The sequence below is a fragment of the Sphingomonas sp. TX0543 genome (assembly GCF_048565505.1).
In the GTDB taxonomy this organism is placed as follows: Bacteria; Pseudomonadota; Alphaproteobacteria; order Sphingomonadales; family Sphingomonadaceae; genus Sphingomonas.
Genome location: NZ_JBLZUS010000002.1, coordinates 1,064,440 through 1,078,685 on the forward strand (window position 1 = coordinate 1,064,440; position 14,246 = coordinate 1,078,685).

Sequence of the window (14,246 nt, forward strand, 5' to 3'; positions counted from 1 at the left end):
ATTTGGAAACAATCCGTTTCAAACGTTTCCATTTTCGCGATCATCGCGCCGACCTATCTCCCGGTCAAGCAATGGAGGTTTGCATGACCGACACGATCATGAAATCCGGCGAAATCGATCGTCGCCGGTTCGACAGCCTGGGCCACGCCAATCACGGCTGGCTTGACGCGCGCCATCATTTTTCCTTCGCGGACTATTACGATCCGGCCCGCATGGGATGGGGCGCGATCCGCGTCTGGAACGATGACACGATCGCGCCGCAGAACGGTTTTCCGCCCCATCCGCATCGCGATATGGAAATTATCACCTACGTGCGCACCGGCGCGATCACGCATCAGGATTCGATGGGAAATCGCGGCCGCGCCGGGGCCGGCGATGTGCAGGTGATGAGTGCCGGAACGGGCGTTCGCCACGCCGAGTACAATCTCGAGGATGAGCCGACCACGCTCTTCCAGATCTGGATCATGCCGCGCGCCGAAGGCGGCAGCCCGAGTTGGGGGGCGAAGCCGTTTCCCAAGGGCGATCGTTCCGGCCGGTTCGTCACGCTGGCCAGCGGGTTTGCGGAAGATGTGGATGCCCTGCCGATCCGTGCGGATGCCCGTGTGCTGGGCGCGACGCTGAAGGCGGGCGAGACTATTGCCTATGATCTGGGCGAGGGCCGCCACGCTTATCTCGTTCCCGCCACCGGGAGCATCACGATCGACGGTGAGGCCGTTGAGGCGCGCGATGGCGCGGCGCTCTCGGGCGGCCGCACCTTCACGATCAGCGCGCAGGAAGACGCTGAGCTCGTGCTGGTGGATTCCGAATAATCGCCGTTCCCCCGGCCGCCCGGTTCCCCGCCGGGCGGCACCCATTTGTCCACGACGGAGCAATGCTATGACCAAGGTGCTCGTTCTTTATTATTCATCCTATGGCCATCTGGAGCAGATGGCCGATGCGGTCGCGGAGGGCGCGCGGTCGGCGGGCGCGCAGGTGGATATCCGCCGCGTGCCCGAAACCGCGCCGCCGGAAGTCGTCCAGGCCGCCCATTTCAAGACTGATACGGCCCATCCGGTGATCGAGGGACCGGATGCGCTGGCCGATTACGACGCCATCGTCGTGGGTGCGCCGACGCGTTTTGGCCGGATGTCGAGCCAGATGGCGGCGTTCTGGGATACGACCGGCGGCGTCTGGATGCGCGGTGCGCTGGTCGGCAAGGTCGGCGGTGCGTTCACCTCGACCGCCAGCCAGCATGGTGGCCAGGAAACCACATTGTTCTCGATCATCACCAACCTGCTTCATCAGGGCATGACCATCGTGGGCCTCGATTACGGCTTCTCCGAGCAGATGGGCGTCGACAAGGTGCGCGGCGGATCGCCGTATGGCGCGACAACGCTGGCCGGGGGCGACGGCAGCCGCCAGCCCGGCGAGGAGGAGCTTTCCGGCGCGCGCTATCAGGGCCGCCGCATCGCGGAAACCGCCGCCAAGCTGACGGCATAGAAGGCGTGACCGCCCAGCCTGCTCTCTTCGTCTCGCATGGTTCGCCGATGATCGTGGCGGAGCCATGCGCGGCGCGTGACTTCCTGAGCGGGCTGGGCGGGATGCTTCCACGCCCGGATGCGATCCTGGTCGTCTCCGCACATTACGACATGCCCGGCGCGATGGTGACGACCGCCGCGCGTCCGGGGACAGTGCACGATTTCGGTGGATTCCCGGAGGAGCTTTACCGGCTGCGCTACCCCGCACCGGGCGCGCCAGATCTGGCCGCGCGGGTGGCGGCGCTGGTGGAGCATGCCGGGATACCGGTGCGTGCCGATCCGGTGCGCGGCTTCGATCACGGCGCGTGGGTGCCGCTGCTGCTGGGCTGGCCGGCGGCCGACATCCCCGTCGTGCAGCTTTCCATCAGCAGCGCCCACAGCGCCGAATGGCATTACCGTGTCGGCCTGGCGCTCGCGCCGCTCCGCGCGGAAAACGTGCTGGTGATCGGTTCGGGCAATCTGACGCACAATTTGCGCGAGGTGTTCGCCGCGCGGCGTTCGCCCGACGCGGCCACGCCCGCGTGGGCGAGCGAGTTCGCGGAGTGGATGGCAGACCGGCTCGCGGCGGGCGATACGGCGTCGGTTTTGGAGGCGATCGCGATCGGACCGCATGGCCTTCGCAACCATCCGACACCCGATCACCTGTTGCCGCTCCACGCCGCGCTCGGCGCCGGCGGAGCGGGCGCGACAGCGACGCGGCTACATCAAAGCTATACCTATGGCGTGCTGGCGATGGACGCCTATTCCTTCGCCTGACGCTTCTTTCGGCTCATGGTTTCCACGACCGGCGTGGGGGCGGGCGGTGGAGGCGGCGCGATCACTACCGGTGGCGGCGGGGGTGGATCGGCGATCGCGGGAACAGCCGGAAAGCGGCGGCGCGCCTGTGCGAAGATAAAGCGCGCGCGGGCTGCGCCAGGCTCGGTATTGCTAATTCCCGCCCAGCGCCAGTGCCACGGTTCCCACTTCACCTGCTGGATGTTCCCGGGCGGAAACGACAGCTCGAAGCCGAAGCGTGGCGCATTGTCGCGCAACCAGCGGAAAGCGGGCTTGGCCGCCATGCATGCCTCCGCATCGCGGCAGCCGTCTGCCGGCCGCACCGTGAAATCGAGCGCAAAGCCGGTGCCATGCTCGCTGTGCCCGGGCGGCGCGACCGATATCGAGCGGTCGCCATCATTGGCTTCGGCGCGCGGCTTGCAGAAGGTCGCCTCCTGCGATGCGATCGAACGATGGCAAGACAATGCGTAAAGCTGGCCCTGCACCGCCGGATCGCCCGCCGCCGCCGCAAGCAGCCGCTGGAGCGCGGCCATCGCCTCGGGCCGCAGCCGGCACGCACCGGCTACCGCCACCCCCGGTGTCGCGGTGACGAGATCGCGATCCGCCACGTCGCCATAGGGCAAATGGCCCAGCGCCCGACCGTCGGCCGCAACGTCCGCGCTCGCCCCGCCACAAACCTGCGCCGCGACGGGAGCGGCCAGCAACAGCAGGATCGGGAGCAGTGCGCGCAGAATCATGCGTGTTTCTCTGGCCTCCGCGCACGGCTGGTGGCAAGGGGCGTGTCATGCTTGGCGACCGTGTGCTCTTCCTCGACGGCGAGGCGTTGGTGATCGACAAGCCCGCCGGCCTGCCGGTCGACCGGCCGCGCGATGGCGCGATCAGCCTGGAGAATCACCTCGCGAACCTGACGTTCGGATTTCGCCGATGGCCACACGCGGTGCACCGGCTCGATCGTGACACCAGCGGCTGCCTGCTGCTGTCGCGCAATCCCAAGGCGCATGCGCGGCTCCAGCAGGCGTTCGAGGCGGGCATGGTGGCCAAGCGCTATATCGCGGTGCTCGATGGCGTACCGGAGGGGGAGGCGGGTGAGATCGATCTCTCGCTTGGCAAGGTATCGACGCGCGAACAGGGCTGGCGGATGACCGGCGATCCGAAGGGTAAAAGTGCCCGCACCGCGTGGCGCCTGCTTGATGTGCAGCATGGCCGCGCGCTGATCGAGTTTCGCCCGGCGACCGGGCGGACCCATCAGATTCGTGTTCATGCGCTCGAAGGGCTGGGCCATGCCGTCACCGGCGATCCCACCTATGGCGCGGCGCATCCCGCCGGAATGATGCTCCATGCGGCCGAATTGATCGTGCCGCGCGCGGGCAAGGCGGATGTGATCGCGACCGCGCCCTGGCCAGAGCGCTTCGCCAAGGTCGGTTTCGATGATCCGGGTGCCTGACGAGGCGCTCGAGGAACGCTTCCTCGCCGCGACCGGGCCAGGCGGCCAGAATGTCAACAAGGTCGCCACGGCCTGCCAGCTTCGGGTCGATGTCTATCGGCTCGGATTGCACCCGGAGACGTTCCGGCGGCTGAAGGTGCTTGCCGGTTCTCGGCTGAGCGCGGCTGGCGTGTTGATGCTCACCGCGCGGCGCTATCGTACGCAGGAGGCGAACCGCGCGGACGCGCGCGAGCGGCTCGCGGAATTGCTCGCCCGCGCGGAGGAGCGTGAGGCGCGCCGCGTCAAGACCAAGCCGAGCCGCGCCGCCAAGGCTCGACGGGTGGACGAAAAGAAGGGACGCGGCACGATCAAGGCCGCGCGCGGCAAGGTGCGGCTGGACTAATCGCTAAGGCGTCCTAGATCGGGTGAATGTATCAATTCGACATCGCCGCCGGATCCAAGGCGGAGCTTTATCGCGAACTCGCCGCAGCACTTGATGCGCTTACCAGCGATGAGCCGGATGCCATCGCCAATATGGCCAATGCCGCTGCGCTGCTGTGGCAGTATCTGCCCGATCTGAACTGGGCGGGTTTCTATCGTATGGTGGACGGCGAGCTGGTGCTCGGGCCGTTTCAGGGCAAGCCCGCGTGCATCCGCATCGCGGTGGGCAGGGGCGTCTGCGGCGCGGCTGCCGAAACGCGGCGAACCCAGCTTGTCGCCGATGTCCATGCCTTTCCCGGTCACATCGCCTGCGACGCGACGAGCGCGTCCGAACTGGTCATTCCGATCTTGGCGGCAGATGGTCGCCTGATCGGGGTGCTCGATCTCGACAGTCCGAACGCGGGGCGCTTCGATGCGGATGATGCCGCCGGATGCGAGGCGCTGGTCGCGCTGATCGCCGGGCGTCTCGCCTGATCCGTTTCGGGACAGCCCTCGCGCTGGAGACTCCCCTGGCGCGGTGGTAACAGACCGCATTGGATTGCCGGGCGGTCAGATCCCGGAGAACAGGGAGAATAATCATGCGCACGCTGATCGCGCCTGCCGCCGCCCTGGCGCTGTTTGGGGCCTGTGGGCCGGCGAATGCGCAACGCGTGGACGTGGCGCCCACGGGTGCGCCGGGCGTGACATGGCAGGATGCGCCGCCCGTCTCGCGCACCGCGCCGCCGCCGCCCGTCGTGGCGCCGCCGGTCGTCGCGCCGGCGCCGGGTGGCGCGCGGTGGCGCGATGGCGGCGGCGAGCGCTGGTCAGGCGGCGCGCGCGCACCGGGCGGCTGGGCCGCCTATCGCCGTCCGGTACGAGGACGCAAGCTTCCGCCTTATTGGGTCGCGCCGGACTGGTATGTCGCCGATTGGGCCGGACGTGGCCTGCCGGAGCCGCCTTACGGCTATCGTTGGTCGCGCTATTATGACGATGCGGTGTTGATCGACACTTACGGCCGCGTCTTCGATTCGGTCGGTGGCGTAAACTGGGGGCGTCACGATATGCCCCCGCCCGCACAGCCGCTCCCGCCGCCGGTCGTGACGCGCGCGCCAAACGGCGCCACCGTGGTCACGACGAGCACCGTGGGCCCCACCCCCGGCTATTACGCCGACGGCTATTACTACCCCGCCCCAACCGTCACCACCGTAACGATACAGAGCGCCCCAAAGGTGGGGGTGTCAGACCAGGTGGTGACCTATACCCGTACGCCTGCGAAGCGGCCGCTCCACCGCCGCAAGCGACATCGGCGATAGACGCGCCGCGCCTGAGCCAGACGCGGCGCGCTTCCGTCACTTGCCGATCGTACGGCTCTGCGCGTTCTCTTCGGCGTTAAGCTGGCGCTGTTGCGCCTTGGTGATATAGCCGCCGTTGGCGCGCGCATCGGCGTGGTCCTGACGCGCGATCGCGCGATCTGCGGAGCGATCGGCGCGCGCCTGTGCACCAGTGATTTCACCCTCGCGCCGCTCGCGATTTATCCGCGCGATCTGGTGATGTTCGCGACGCAGCACTTCGTGCTGCCGCGGATGATGCCGTGCCCAGCGGGTTTCCGCCGAGGCTGCCGGACTTAGCCCGATTACGGCTGCCAGCGAGCAGCCGATCATCGCAATACGTAACGACTTCATGTGAATTCCTTCCGTCGAGGCATTCACTCCCGTTTGCGCTCTATGGCGCACGTTTGATGAACGAGGATTGAAACGAAGAGTCAGACAATCGACAGGAGCAGGCGCATTTCATTTCGCTCTATTTCGCTGTCGAACGCCCGCCGAAGGTAATCACGCTTTCTGAACCATCGGCGCCGATGGCTGAAACGCCGACGAAATTGTCGTCCACCGGTACATCCTTAAGGACGATCGATGTTGCGCCGGTCAGGTCCCGGGTATTGGTCCAGTCCTGCTGATCGGCGCGGCGCCAGTGGACGCGGTAGCCACGCGCACCGGGCGATGGCGACCATTTGACCGTCGTGTCGCGACCGAGTGCGCCGGCGAGCGTGACGCCCCCCGGTGCGGCGGGCGCCGCTGCCAGTTGCGCCAGTGTCGCGACATTGATCGCGGTAACCTTCGCGAGATAATCAAAGTCCATGCCGTCGACCGTATCGCCGTACACGCGGCCGTTTTCGGTGCGCAGATCCTGATGCTGCCGGTCCCAATTCTCCGCGCCGACGGTGAAGCGCACGGCGGGGTAGCCCTCTCGCAGGAACGGCTCATGATCGCCGCCGCGTCCGAAGCGGTCCGGCCGTCGATCGACGAATGCCGCGAAGCCGCCCGGCATGTCGCTGGCGATGCGCTGGATCGCCTTGGCCAGCGCGCGGCTTGGACCGTCATCCTCGCCGCCGATCGCGCGACGTTCGATCTGCTCGGCAAGCGTTTCACTCGACCGTATGCCTTCCGAAAATACGCGGACGTGATCCGCAACCTTCACGCCGTCCTGCCCGATCGAGTTGCCGACGATATCGTTGTTGAGCATCGCGTCGATCTGCCAGCCCCGCGCCTTGGCGGTTTCTGCGAGCAGCGTCGCGCCCCACAGCCCCTGCTCCTCACCGGAGAAGGCCACGTAGACAATGTTGGCGGCGAACTTCTCCCTGGAAAGGATGCGCGCGGCCTCCAGCACCAGCGCCACGCCAGAGGCATCGTCGTTCGCGCCGGGGGCGTCGGCGGTGGCGTTCATCACATCGGACACGCGGCTGTCGATATGGCCGCCGACGATGACATAGCGGTTGGGGTCGCTGCCTTTCTGGATACCGAGCACATCCTCGATCATCACGCCATCCGGCGCGCGCGGGCCGGTGAACCGGCGCGACAGCCGCTCTACCGTGATGCAGCCGCCGCATTTACGCGACAGTGCCGCGAATTCGCCTGCCACCCAGTTGCGCGCCGCGCCGATGCCGCGCTTCGAATCGCTGGAGGAGGAGAGCGAATGACGCGTGCCGAAGGAAACGAGCTTGTCCACCGTGCCGCGCAGCTGCTGGGGTGCGGGAGCGTCACGGGCGGAGGCTGGGGTGACGATGACGATGCCGAGGGCGGCGAGGAGACAAGGGAAACGCATCGCGCAAGCGTGGCGCGCCAGGTTTGCGGACGCAAGAGCCGACCGTTTCATCTTTGACTCACCCGAAAGGAAAGTATAGCAAACGCAACAAAATAGCGGTCGCGTGTCAGCGTTTGTCTCCAATTTGCACAGGGAACCGCTTTGCATGAACAGGATTTCCGCCGCGCTGCTCGTCAGCGCCATGATGCTTGCAACCCCCGCCAACGCCGCCAGCCCGTTCGACGGCACCTGGAAGGGTGATCCAACCTCCACCAAGATGGAGGCGAAGCCGGAAGAATTTTCCGTGCGCAACGGCGTCTATGACTGCAAGACATGTCTGCCGCCTTATTCGGTGAAGGCCGACGGTGCCTTCCATGCGGTAAAGGACAGGCCCTATTGGGATGAGATCGCGGTGAAGGTCGTCGATCCGAAAACCGTCAGCTACAAGTTCCGGAAGGGTGGAAAGCTGATCGCGGAGAATGAGCAGACAGTATCCGCCGATGGCAATACGCTCACCAACAAAGCCACCAACACCAATAATGCCACCGGCAGCAAGGTGGACATGACCACGTCGCTGGCCCGCGTCGGTGCGCCAGTATCAGGCGCGCATGCGGTTTCCGGGGCGTGGAAGCAGGATAATATGGCGACTGCGATCAGCGACAACGCCATCACCATGACGATCAAGCTGGATGGCGACCGGCTGCATCTCGTGACCGGCGTCGGCGAAACGCTCGATGCCAAAATCGGCGGCGATTATGTGCCTAATGTCGGCGATCCGGGGAAAACGGTGACGCGGGCAGAGCAACCCGCCCCCAATGTGCTGAAACTCACCGACATGCGGCAGGGCAAGGTTGTGCAAGTGGCGACTTATACGTTGAACGCCGACGGCACCACGATGGAAGGCGCGTGGACGGATCCGCGTGACGGATCGAAGGGCAGTTTCCTGATCCGCAAGCAGTAAACAGGGCGCGACCGGCGGGGCGGTCAGCTCAGCCGGTCGATCGCTTCGCGATCGAGGGTGCCTGGGATAATCATCAGCGGGACAGGCAAAGCCCCGAGGTTGCCGGCAAAATGCGCCACGAGCGGGCCAGGCGCGCCGCTGCTGGCGGCGCCGAGCACCAGCGCCGCAATGCCGGGATTCGCGGCGATCATCTCGCCGATGATTTTCGGGCCGTCGCCTTGCCGAACGGTTATCGAAGGGCGCAGGCCAGATTCCTCGATCAGCGTGCCGGCTGCCTTGGCCACCAGACCCTCGGCGTGAAGCCGCGCTTCCTCCTCGATCGTCGCCTGCACGCCACCGAAGGCGATGAACTCCTGCTTCGGCACCAACGCCAGGATCTCCACGCCGCCGCCGGTCTTGACCGCACGGCGCGCGGCGAAGCGCAACGCGATCTCCGCCTCCGGCGTATCGTCGATCACGGTCAGATAAATGCGCATTTGCAATGCCCCCCAATGCGCTCGGTTATCTGCCTGTGGGCTTGACCGCGCAAGGGTGCGGCGCGAGAGACGGACGATACAGCCCACCGCTCCCCGGGGAATTGAATGCCGATCGAGATCAAGATGCCCGCGCTCTCACCGACGATGGAGGAGGGCACGCTTGCCAAATGGCTGGTGAAGGAGGGCGACACGGTGAAGGCCGGCGATCTGATGGCCGAGATCGAAACCGACAAGGCGACGATGGAATTCGAGGCGGTCGATGAGGGGACAGTCGAGAAGATCGTCGTCGGCGAGGGAACGGACGGCGTGAAGGTCGGCGAGGTTATCATGTTGCTTTCGGCCGATGGCGAGGTTTCCACGCCCAAGCCCGCGCCGAAGAAGGAAGCGGCTGCTCCCAGGAAGGAGGAGCCGGGGCGCGCAAAAGCGGAGCCTGCGAAAGCTGCGTCGGCAGCGCCAGCGCCTGCCAGGCCGGTGGCTCCGCCGCGCGATGATGGCGATCGCGTAAAGGCCAGTCCGCTGGCGCGACGGATCGCGCAGCAGAAGGGCGTCGATCTTTCGGGTGTCGCCGGTTCCGGCCCGAACGGCCGGATCGTGAAGTCGGATGTCGAGGATGCGAAGCCTGGTGTGGCTGCCGCGGCCGCCGGTGTCGCTGCCGCCGCGCCGCCCTCTGCCGCCCCGTCGCAGGTGCCGGATATTCCGCACGACACCACCAAGCTCAGCAACATGCGCAAGACGATCGCGCGCCGCCTGACCGAATCGAAGCAGCAGGTGCCGCACATCTACCTCACGGTGGACGTCCGCCTCGATAAGCTGCTCGCGTTGCGCAGCGAATTGAACGCCAGCCTTGAAAAGCGCGGCGTGAAGCTGTCGGTCAACGATCTGATGATAAAGGCGCTGGCGGTCGCACTGGTGCAGGTGCCGAAGTGCAACGTGATGTTCACGCCGGATCAGCTCGTAAGCTTTCACCGCGCGGACATCTCGGTTGCGGTCTCGACACCGGAAGGGCTCATCACCCCGGTTATCACCGAGGCCGACACCGCATCGCTATCCTCGATCTCGACACGGATGAAGGATCTCGCGTCGCGCGCGCGGGAAAAGAAGCTGAAGCCGGAGGAGTTCACCGGCGGCACTGCCTCGCTCAGCAACATGGGGATGTACGGGATCAAGCAGTTCGAGGCGGTCATCAATCCGCCGCAGGGCATGATCCTGGCGGTCGGCGCAGGCGAGAAACGTCCTTATGTGATTGACGACGCGCTTGGCATCGCCACTGTGATGTCGGCGACGGGAAGCTTCGACCATCGTGCCATCGATGGCGCCGATGGGGCCGAGCTGATGCAGGCTTTCAAGACGCTGGTCGAGAACCCGCTCGGGATGCTTGCCTGAAATGAGGCGGGCGATGATCCTGGAATTGCTTTGGCTGTTGGCCGCGCTGGGCCTGACCGCGCTGATCTTCTGGGCGGGCGCGTGGTCCTATCCACAGGGCGCGGCGACGATCTGGCCGGTCGGCTTCGCCACAATGGCCGCCGTCATCGCGATGAGCCTTTATGAAATCCGCCGCGCGTGGTTGCGCGAAGGCGGTATGCGAGAAGAATGAATGGCTGATACTTATGACCTTGTCGTCCTCGGCTCCGGTCCGGGCGGCTATGTCGCGGCGATCCGCGCGGCACAGCTCGGGCTGAAGACAGCGATCGTAGAGCGGGAACTGCTCGGCGGCATCTGCCTCAACTGGGGCTGCATCCCCACCAAGGCGCTGCTGCGCTCTGCCGAGGTGTTTCACCAGATGCGGCATGCGAAGGACTATGGGCTGGTCGCCGAGAAGATTTCCGCCGATCTCGATGCGGTGGTGAAGCGCTCGCGCGGGGTGGCGAGGCAACTCAATCAGGGCGTGACCCACCTGATGAAGAAAAACAAGATCGCCGTTCACATGGGCGAGGGGAAGCTGGCCGGGAAAGGCAGGCTGATCGTCACGGACAAGGATGGCAAGAAGACCGAGCTGGCCGCGAAGAACGTCATCCTCGCCACCGGCGCGCGGGCGCGCGACCTGCCCTTCGCCAAGGCGGACGGCAAACGTATCTGGACCTATCGCCACGCGATGACGCCCGCGGATATGCCGAAAAAGCTGCTGGTGATCGGATCGGGCGCGATCGGGATCGAGTTCGCAAGCTTCTACAACGATCTCGGCGCGGAAGTGACCGTGGTGGAGATGCTCGACCGGATCGTGCCGGTCGAGGATGCGGACGTTTCCAGCTTCCTTGAGAAGGCGCTCAAGAAGCAGGGTATGACGATCATGACTGGCGCAGGCGTGAGCAGGATCGACGCGGGCGCCAATGGTGTAAAGGCGACGCTGAAGGACAAAGCGGGTAAGGAATCGGTCGCCGAGTTCAGCCATGTCATCGTCGCGGTGGGCATCGTGCCCAACACTGAGAATATCGGGCTGAAGGAACTGGGCGTCGCGATGGACGAGCGCGGCTTTCTCAAGACCGACGCGTCGTGCCGCACCAATATCGACGGGCTATGGGCGATCGGCGATATTACCGCGCCGCCGTGGCTAGCGCACAAGGCAAGTCACGAGGGCGTGATCGCTGTCGAGGCGATGGCGGGCAAGCATCCACACGCGATGGACCCGCTCAATATCCCCGCCTGCACTTATTGCCATCCGCAGATCGCCAGCGTCGGCCTGACCGAGGCGAAGGCGAAGGAAGCGGGATACGAGCTGAAGGTCGGCAACTTTCCGTTCATCGGCAATGGCAAGGCGATCGCGCTGGGCGAGCCCGAGGGTTTCATCAAGACCGTGTTCGACGCCAAGACCGGCGAACTGCTTGGCGCGCACATGATCGGCGCCGAGGTGACCGAGCTGATCCAGGGCTATACGATCGGCAAGACGCTGGAGACGACCGAAGCGGAATTGACCGAAACGGTTTTCCCGCATCCCACCTTGTCCGAGATGATGCACGAAAGCGTGCTGGCCGCCTACGGCCGGGCGCTGCATATCTGATATGCCCGACAGATCCCTTCACGGCCGCGCGATCCGGGCGGTCGGCGGGGGGATGCTTGCGGGCTGGATGCTGACGCTCGTCGTCTTCGCTCCCGGCTTCGCGATGTACGACACGCTGGTGCAATATCGGCAGGTGCTGTCGGGCACATTCGACGACTGGCATCCACCGGCGATGGCGCGGCTGTGGCAGGTGATGGCGCCGCTTGGAGGCGGGCAGGCACCGCTGTTCGTCGCACAGGTCGGTTGTTATTGGCTCGGTTTCGCGTTGCTGGCGCTGGCGCTGGCGCGTGCGGGACGTTTACGCGCGTCGCTGCTGCTCGGCGTCATCGCGATCCTCCCGCCCTTTCTCGGCTGGCAGGTGGTGGTGCTGAAAGATGCGCAGATGACCGGCGCGCTGCTCGCGGCGACCGGCATCATCGCCGCCGCCCGGCTCGACGGGCGAACGCTCCGCGCGCTGGAGTGGACAGCCGCTGCGATACTGTTGCTTTATGCGGTGCTGGTTCGCGCCAATGCGGCTTTCGCCGTCGTGCCGCTGGTCGCGATGCTGCTGCCGCTCGGCTGGCGCTGGCGTCTGGGGGCAGTGGTCGGCGGGGTCGCGGCGACGCTTCTTCTCTCGCCGCTCGTCAATCATCAATTGCTCGGCGCGCGCGATAGCGGTGTTACCCGCACGCAGCCGATCTTCGATATCGCTGCCATCGCCGCTCGCGTTCCGGACGCGCTGACCGGCCTTGCGCCGCCGGCGGTCGCCGATATTCGCGCTCGCGGGTGTTCGAAGCCGTTTTTCTGGGATCCGCTTGCCGAATCCGGGCCGTGCGGGAGGGACATCGCGGAACTGGCGAGGATGCCGGTCGCGCGGCTGAACGGGCTTTGGCTAAGGGCGATTCTCGCCCATCCGGTCGCCTACGCCGGCCATCGCATGACGCATCTCAATTCCACCGAGCGCTGGCTGGTGCCGTATCGATGGCCGGGTGCAGCGCCGACAGTGGCGAGCGAGCGCAACGATCTCGGACTCGAGTCGCCGGGGGCTACGGCGCGGGGCTGGCAGCGGCTTGGCGGCTATCTCGTGGAAACGCCGCTGGGATGGCCGTTCGCCTGGACAGCGCTGGCGCTTGCGGGACTGCTAGCGCTTACCGGGGCGCAGACCCGCGCCGCGCAGGTTGCGCGGGCGCTGTTCGTTTCCGCGCTTGCGGGCGAGGCGAGCTTCGCGGTGGTAAGCATCGCGTCCGACCTGCGCTATCATCTGTGGATGATGATAGCGGCGGCGATCGGCGTCGTCGTCGGCTGGCCGGCGTTCAACCGCCGCCGCCTGGGGCTCGGTGCGGCCCTGGTGCTCACAGCCTGCGTGCCGGCGATCGCGGCGCGGCTGGTTTTGCCGCCGCCACCGCAGACGTATCTCGAGATGCTGGGATGAAAACGAGTCCCTTGTCCGAGCTGCGGCCCCTGCCCGGCATTGACCAGGATGCGCAGCGCGCGTATAGGCGCGCCCGTTCGTGGGGTTTTATGCCCTTCAGACACGCTTGAACATTGCTGGATGCTTGAAGGGCCGGGAAGGTCGCGCGCGACCGCCCCATGGTCCTTTTCGTATTCCGTAAGCTTGTGAAGGCTCCAGCAAAGTAACCGATTGAAAGGTGAAGGCTTCAATGCCGACGATCAACCAGTTGGTCCGCAAGGGCCGCGATCCGCAGAAGGCCAAGAGCAAGGTCCCTGCGATGGAACAGAATCCGCAGAAGCGCGGCGTTTGCACCCGCGTTTACACCACGACCCCGAAGAAGCCGAACTCGGCATTGCGCAAGGTTGCAAAGGTCCGCCTGACCAACCAGCGCGAAGTGATCAGCTACATTCCGGGCGAGGGGCACAACCTGCAGGAGCACTCGGTGGTGCTGATTCGCGGCGGCCGTGTGCGCGACCTTCCGGGCGTGCGCTATCATGTGCTGCGCGGCGTGCTCGATACGCAGGGCGTCAAGGATCGCAAGCAGTCGCGCTCCAAGTACGGTGCGAAGCGGCCGAAGTAAGCCAGCGGGCGCGGAGCGTCCGCGCGGATATATTCTGGCGCCAGGAAATGCGTGGCCAGGATTTCGGGCCTGAAACGGCTCGGTTGATCTAAAAAGGAATTCCAAATGGCGCGTCGTCGTCGTCCCGAGAAGCGGGAAATCCTGCCTGATCCCAAATTTGGTGATGAGGTTCTGTCGAAGTTCATGAATTCGGTGATGCTGGACGGCAAGAAGTCCGTCGCCGAAGGCATCGTTTACGGTGCGCTCGAAACCGTGGAGACCCGCGCGAAGAAGGATCCGCTCGGCGTGTTCCATGAAGCGCTCGCCAACATCAAGCCGGGCATCGAAGTCCGCAGCCGCCGCGTCGGCGGTGCGACCTATCAGGTGCCGGTCGAGGTTCGTCCCGAGCGTGCGCAGGCGCTGGCGATCCGCTGGCTGATCTCCGCCGCGCGCGGCCGCAGCGAGAATACGATGGCGGCGCGTCTTTCCGGCGAACTGCTCGACGCTTCGAACAATCGCGGCAACGCGGTCAAGAAGCGCGAAGATACCCATCGTATGGCCGAGGCGAACCGCGCTTTCAGCCACTACCGCTGGTAAGAACAAACCCT

The 14,246-nt window shown here is 65.6% G+C and carries 18 protein-coding genes; 14 read left to right on the forward strand and 4 right to left on the reverse strand.

What is annotated here, in order from left to right; all coding sequences use genetic code 11:
- The first annotated feature begins 83 nt into the window (after nucleotides 1–83).
- The 3 genes from ACM61V_RS05720 to ACM61V_RS05730 all read left to right on the forward strand — a co-directional run bounded on the left by ACM61V_RS05720 (nucleotide 84) and on the right by ACM61V_RS05730 (nucleotide 2,273).
- Nucleotides 84–809 (forward strand): pirin family protein, encoded by a 726-nt coding sequence (locus ACM61V_RS05720; protein ID WP_419713878.1) that lies wholly within the window; start codon nucleotides 84–86, stop codon nucleotides 807–809.
- Between the two features lie 67 nt (nucleotides 810–876).
- Entirely contained in the window at nucleotides 877–1,479 is a 603-nt protein-coding gene (wrbA, locus tag ACM61V_RS05725; RefSeq protein ID WP_137786784.1) for an NAD(P)H:quinone oxidoreductase, read from the forward strand.
- A gap of 5 nt (nucleotides 1,480–1,484) precedes the next feature.
- Nucleotides 1,485–2,273: a DODA-type extradiol aromatic ring-opening family dioxygenase gene (locus tag ACM61V_RS05730; RefSeq protein WP_137786783.1), complete on the forward strand. Its 789-nt coding sequence runs from the start codon at nucleotides 1,485–1,487 to the stop codon at nucleotides 2,271–2,273.
- Here the strand turns inward: ACM61V_RS05730 and ACM61V_RS05735 are convergent.
- On the reverse strand, nucleotides 2,258–3,028 hold the full coding sequence (locus ACM61V_RS05735) for a M15 family metallopeptidase (RefSeq protein WP_419713879.1): 771 nt from the start codon (nucleotides 3,026–3,028) through the stop codon (nucleotides 2,258–2,260). The two genes, ACM61V_RS05730 and ACM61V_RS05735, sit on opposite strands and share 16 nt — an antisense overlap.
- Nucleotides 3,029–3,075: 47 nt before the next feature.
- Between ACM61V_RS05735 and ACM61V_RS05740 the strand changes: the two genes are divergently transcribed.
- The 4 genes from ACM61V_RS05740 to ACM61V_RS05755 all read left to right on the forward strand — a co-directional run bounded on the left by ACM61V_RS05740 (nucleotide 3,076) and on the right by ACM61V_RS05755 (nucleotide 5,447).
- Nucleotides 3,076–3,735: an RluA family pseudouridine synthase gene (locus ACM61V_RS05740; RefSeq protein ID WP_137786781.1), complete on the forward strand. Its 660-nt coding sequence runs from the start codon at nucleotides 3,076–3,078 to the stop codon at nucleotides 3,733–3,735.
- The gene (arfB, locus tag ACM61V_RS05745) at nucleotides 3,719–4,117 is read left to right on the forward strand and encodes an alternative ribosome rescue aminoacyl-tRNA hydrolase ArfB (RefSeq protein ID WP_137786780.1); all 399 of its coding nucleotides are present in this window, start codon (nucleotides 3,719–3,721) and stop codon (nucleotides 4,115–4,117) included. The genes ACM61V_RS05740 and arfB overlap by 17 nt, the downstream gene beginning before the upstream one ends.
- Nucleotides 4,118–4,143: 26 nt before the next feature.
- Nucleotides 4,144–4,629: a GAF domain-containing protein gene (locus ACM61V_RS05750; protein WP_137786779.1), complete on the forward strand. Its 486-nt coding sequence runs from the start codon at nucleotides 4,144–4,146 to the stop codon at nucleotides 4,627–4,629.
- Between the two features lie 104 nt (nucleotides 4,630–4,733).
- Complete coding sequence (locus ACM61V_RS05755) at nucleotides 4,734–5,447, forward strand: RcnB family protein (protein ID WP_137786778.1); 714 nt, start codon at nucleotides 4,734–4,736, stop codon at nucleotides 5,445–5,447.
- Nucleotides 5,448–5,483: 36 nt separating this feature from the next.
- On the opposite strand, the gene ACM61V_RS05760 is transcribed toward ACM61V_RS05755, so the two are convergent.
- The gene (locus tag ACM61V_RS05760) at nucleotides 5,484–5,816 is read right to left on the reverse strand and encodes a hypothetical protein (protein WP_419713880.1); all 333 of its coding nucleotides are present in this window, start codon (nucleotides 5,814–5,816) and stop codon (nucleotides 5,484–5,486) included.
- Between the two features lie 118 nt (nucleotides 5,817–5,934).
- Nucleotides 5,935–7,236, reverse strand: a complete 1,302-nt coding sequence (locus ACM61V_RS05765; RefSeq protein ID WP_137786776.1) for a M20/M25/M40 family metallo-hydrolase — start codon at nucleotides 7,234–7,236, stop codon at nucleotides 5,935–5,937.
- A 145-nt stretch (nucleotides 7,237–7,381) separates the two neighbouring features.
- On the opposite strand from ACM61V_RS05765, the gene ACM61V_RS05770 reads away from it, so the two are divergent.
- Nucleotides 7,382–8,176: a hypothetical protein gene (locus ACM61V_RS05770; protein ID WP_137786775.1), complete on the forward strand. Its 795-nt coding sequence runs from the start codon at nucleotides 7,382–7,384 to the stop codon at nucleotides 8,174–8,176.
- A gap of 23 nt (nucleotides 8,177–8,199) precedes the next feature.
- Here ACM61V_RS05770 and ACM61V_RS05775 read toward each other — a convergent pair whose 3' ends face one another.
- Nucleotides 8,200–8,652 carry a universal stress protein gene (locus ACM61V_RS05775; RefSeq protein ID WP_137786774.1) on the reverse strand — a complete coding sequence of 151 codons (453 nt, stop codon included), beginning with the start codon at nucleotides 8,650–8,652 and terminating at the stop codon, nucleotides 8,200–8,202.
- 105 nt (nucleotides 8,653–8,757) lie between these two features.
- On the opposite strand from ACM61V_RS05775, the gene ACM61V_RS05780 reads away from it, so the two are divergent.
- From ACM61V_RS05780 to rpsG, 6 genes are all read left to right on the forward strand, one after another.
- Nucleotides 8,758–10,035, forward strand: coding sequence for a pyruvate dehydrogenase complex dihydrolipoamide acetyltransferase (locus ACM61V_RS05780; RefSeq protein ID WP_137786773.1), 1,278 nt, complete (start codon nucleotides 8,758–8,760; stop codon nucleotides 10,033–10,035).
- 13 nt (nucleotides 10,036–10,048) lie between these two features.
- A complete protein-coding gene (locus tag ACM61V_RS05785) occupies nucleotides 10,049–10,246 on the forward strand; it encodes a hypothetical protein (RefSeq protein ID WP_137786772.1) in 198 nt (65 codons plus the stop codon).
- Nucleotides 10,247–11,647 carry a dihydrolipoyl dehydrogenase gene (lpdA, locus tag ACM61V_RS05790; protein ID WP_137786771.1) on the forward strand — a complete coding sequence of 467 codons (1,401 nt, stop codon included), beginning with the start codon at nucleotides 10,247–10,249 and terminating at the stop codon, nucleotides 11,645–11,647.
- 1 nt (nucleotide 11,648) lies between these two features.
- Nucleotides 11,649–13,058, forward strand: a complete 1,410-nt coding sequence (locus ACM61V_RS05795; RefSeq protein ID WP_137786770.1) for a hypothetical protein — start codon at nucleotides 11,649–11,651, stop codon at nucleotides 13,056–13,058.
- A gap of 229 nt (nucleotides 13,059–13,287) precedes the next feature.
- Entirely contained in the window at nucleotides 13,288–13,659 is a 372-nt protein-coding gene (rpsL, locus tag ACM61V_RS05800) for a 30S ribosomal protein S12 (RefSeq protein ID WP_022691828.1), read from the forward strand.
- 105 nt (nucleotides 13,660–13,764) lie between these two features.
- Nucleotides 13,765–14,235: a 30S ribosomal protein S7 gene (gene rpsG, locus ACM61V_RS05805; protein ID WP_137786769.1), complete on the forward strand. Its 471-nt coding sequence runs from the start codon at nucleotides 13,765–13,767 to the stop codon at nucleotides 14,233–14,235.
- The last annotated feature ends 11 nt before the right edge of the window (nucleotides 14,236–14,246 follow it).

Coding starts and splice junctions, on each gene's coding strand:
- wrbA (WP_137786784.1), top strand. CDS start 877: ATGACCAAGGTGCTCGTTCTTTATTATTCATCCTATGGCCATCTGGAG.
- ACM61V_RS05795 (WP_137786770.1), top strand. CDS start 11,649: ATGCCCGACAGATCCCTTCACGGCCGCGCGATCCGGGCGGTCGGCGGG.
- ACM61V_RS05740 (WP_137786781.1), top strand. CDS start 3,076: ATGCTTGGCGACCGTGTGCTCTTCCTCGACGGCGAGGCGTTGGTGATC.
- lpdA (WP_137786771.1), top strand. CDS start 10,247: ATGGCTGATACTTATGACCTTGTCGTCCTCGGCTCCGGTCCGGGCGGC.
- ACM61V_RS05750 (WP_137786779.1), top strand. CDS start 4,144: ATGTATCAATTCGACATCGCCGCCGGATCCAAGGCGGAGCTTTATCGC.
- ACM61V_RS05775 (WP_137786774.1), bottom strand. CDS start 8,652: ATGCGCATTTATCTGACCGTGATCGACGATACGCCGGAGGCGGAGATC.
- rpsL (WP_022691828.1), top strand. CDS start 13,288: ATGCCGACGATCAACCAGTTGGTCCGCAAGGGCCGCGATCCGCAGAAG.
- ACM61V_RS05765 (WP_137786776.1), bottom strand. CDS start 7,236: ATGCGTTTCCCTTGTCTCCTCGCCGCCCTCGGCATCGTCATCGTCACC.
- ACM61V_RS05770 (WP_137786775.1), top strand. CDS start 7,382: ATGAACAGGATTTCCGCCGCGCTGCTCGTCAGCGCCATGATGCTTGCA.
- ACM61V_RS05785 (WP_137786772.1), top strand. CDS start 10,049: ATGATCCTGGAATTGCTTTGGCTGTTGGCCGCGCTGGGCCTGACCGCG.
- ACM61V_RS05755 (WP_137786778.1), top strand. CDS start 4,734: ATGCGCACGCTGATCGCGCCTGCCGCCGCCCTGGCGCTGTTTGGGGCC.
- rpsG (WP_137786769.1), top strand. CDS start 13,765: ATGGCGCGTCGTCGTCGTCCCGAGAAGCGGGAAATCCTGCCTGATCCC.
- ACM61V_RS05780 (WP_137786773.1), top strand. CDS start 8,758: ATGCCGATCGAGATCAAGATGCCCGCGCTCTCACCGACGATGGAGGAG.
- ACM61V_RS05735 (WP_419713879.1), bottom strand. CDS start 3,028: ATGATTCTGCGCGCACTGCTCCCGATCCTGCTGTTGCTGGCCGCTCCC.
- ACM61V_RS05760 (WP_419713880.1), bottom strand. CDS start 5,816: ATGAAGTCGTTACGTATTGCGATGATCGGCTGCTCGCTGGCAGCCGTA.
- ACM61V_RS05720 (WP_419713878.1), top strand. CDS start 84: ATGACCGACACGATCATGAAATCCGGCGAAATCGATCGTCGCCGGTTC.
- arfB (WP_137786780.1), top strand. CDS start 3,719: ATGATCCGGGTGCCTGACGAGGCGCTCGAGGAACGCTTCCTCGCCGCG.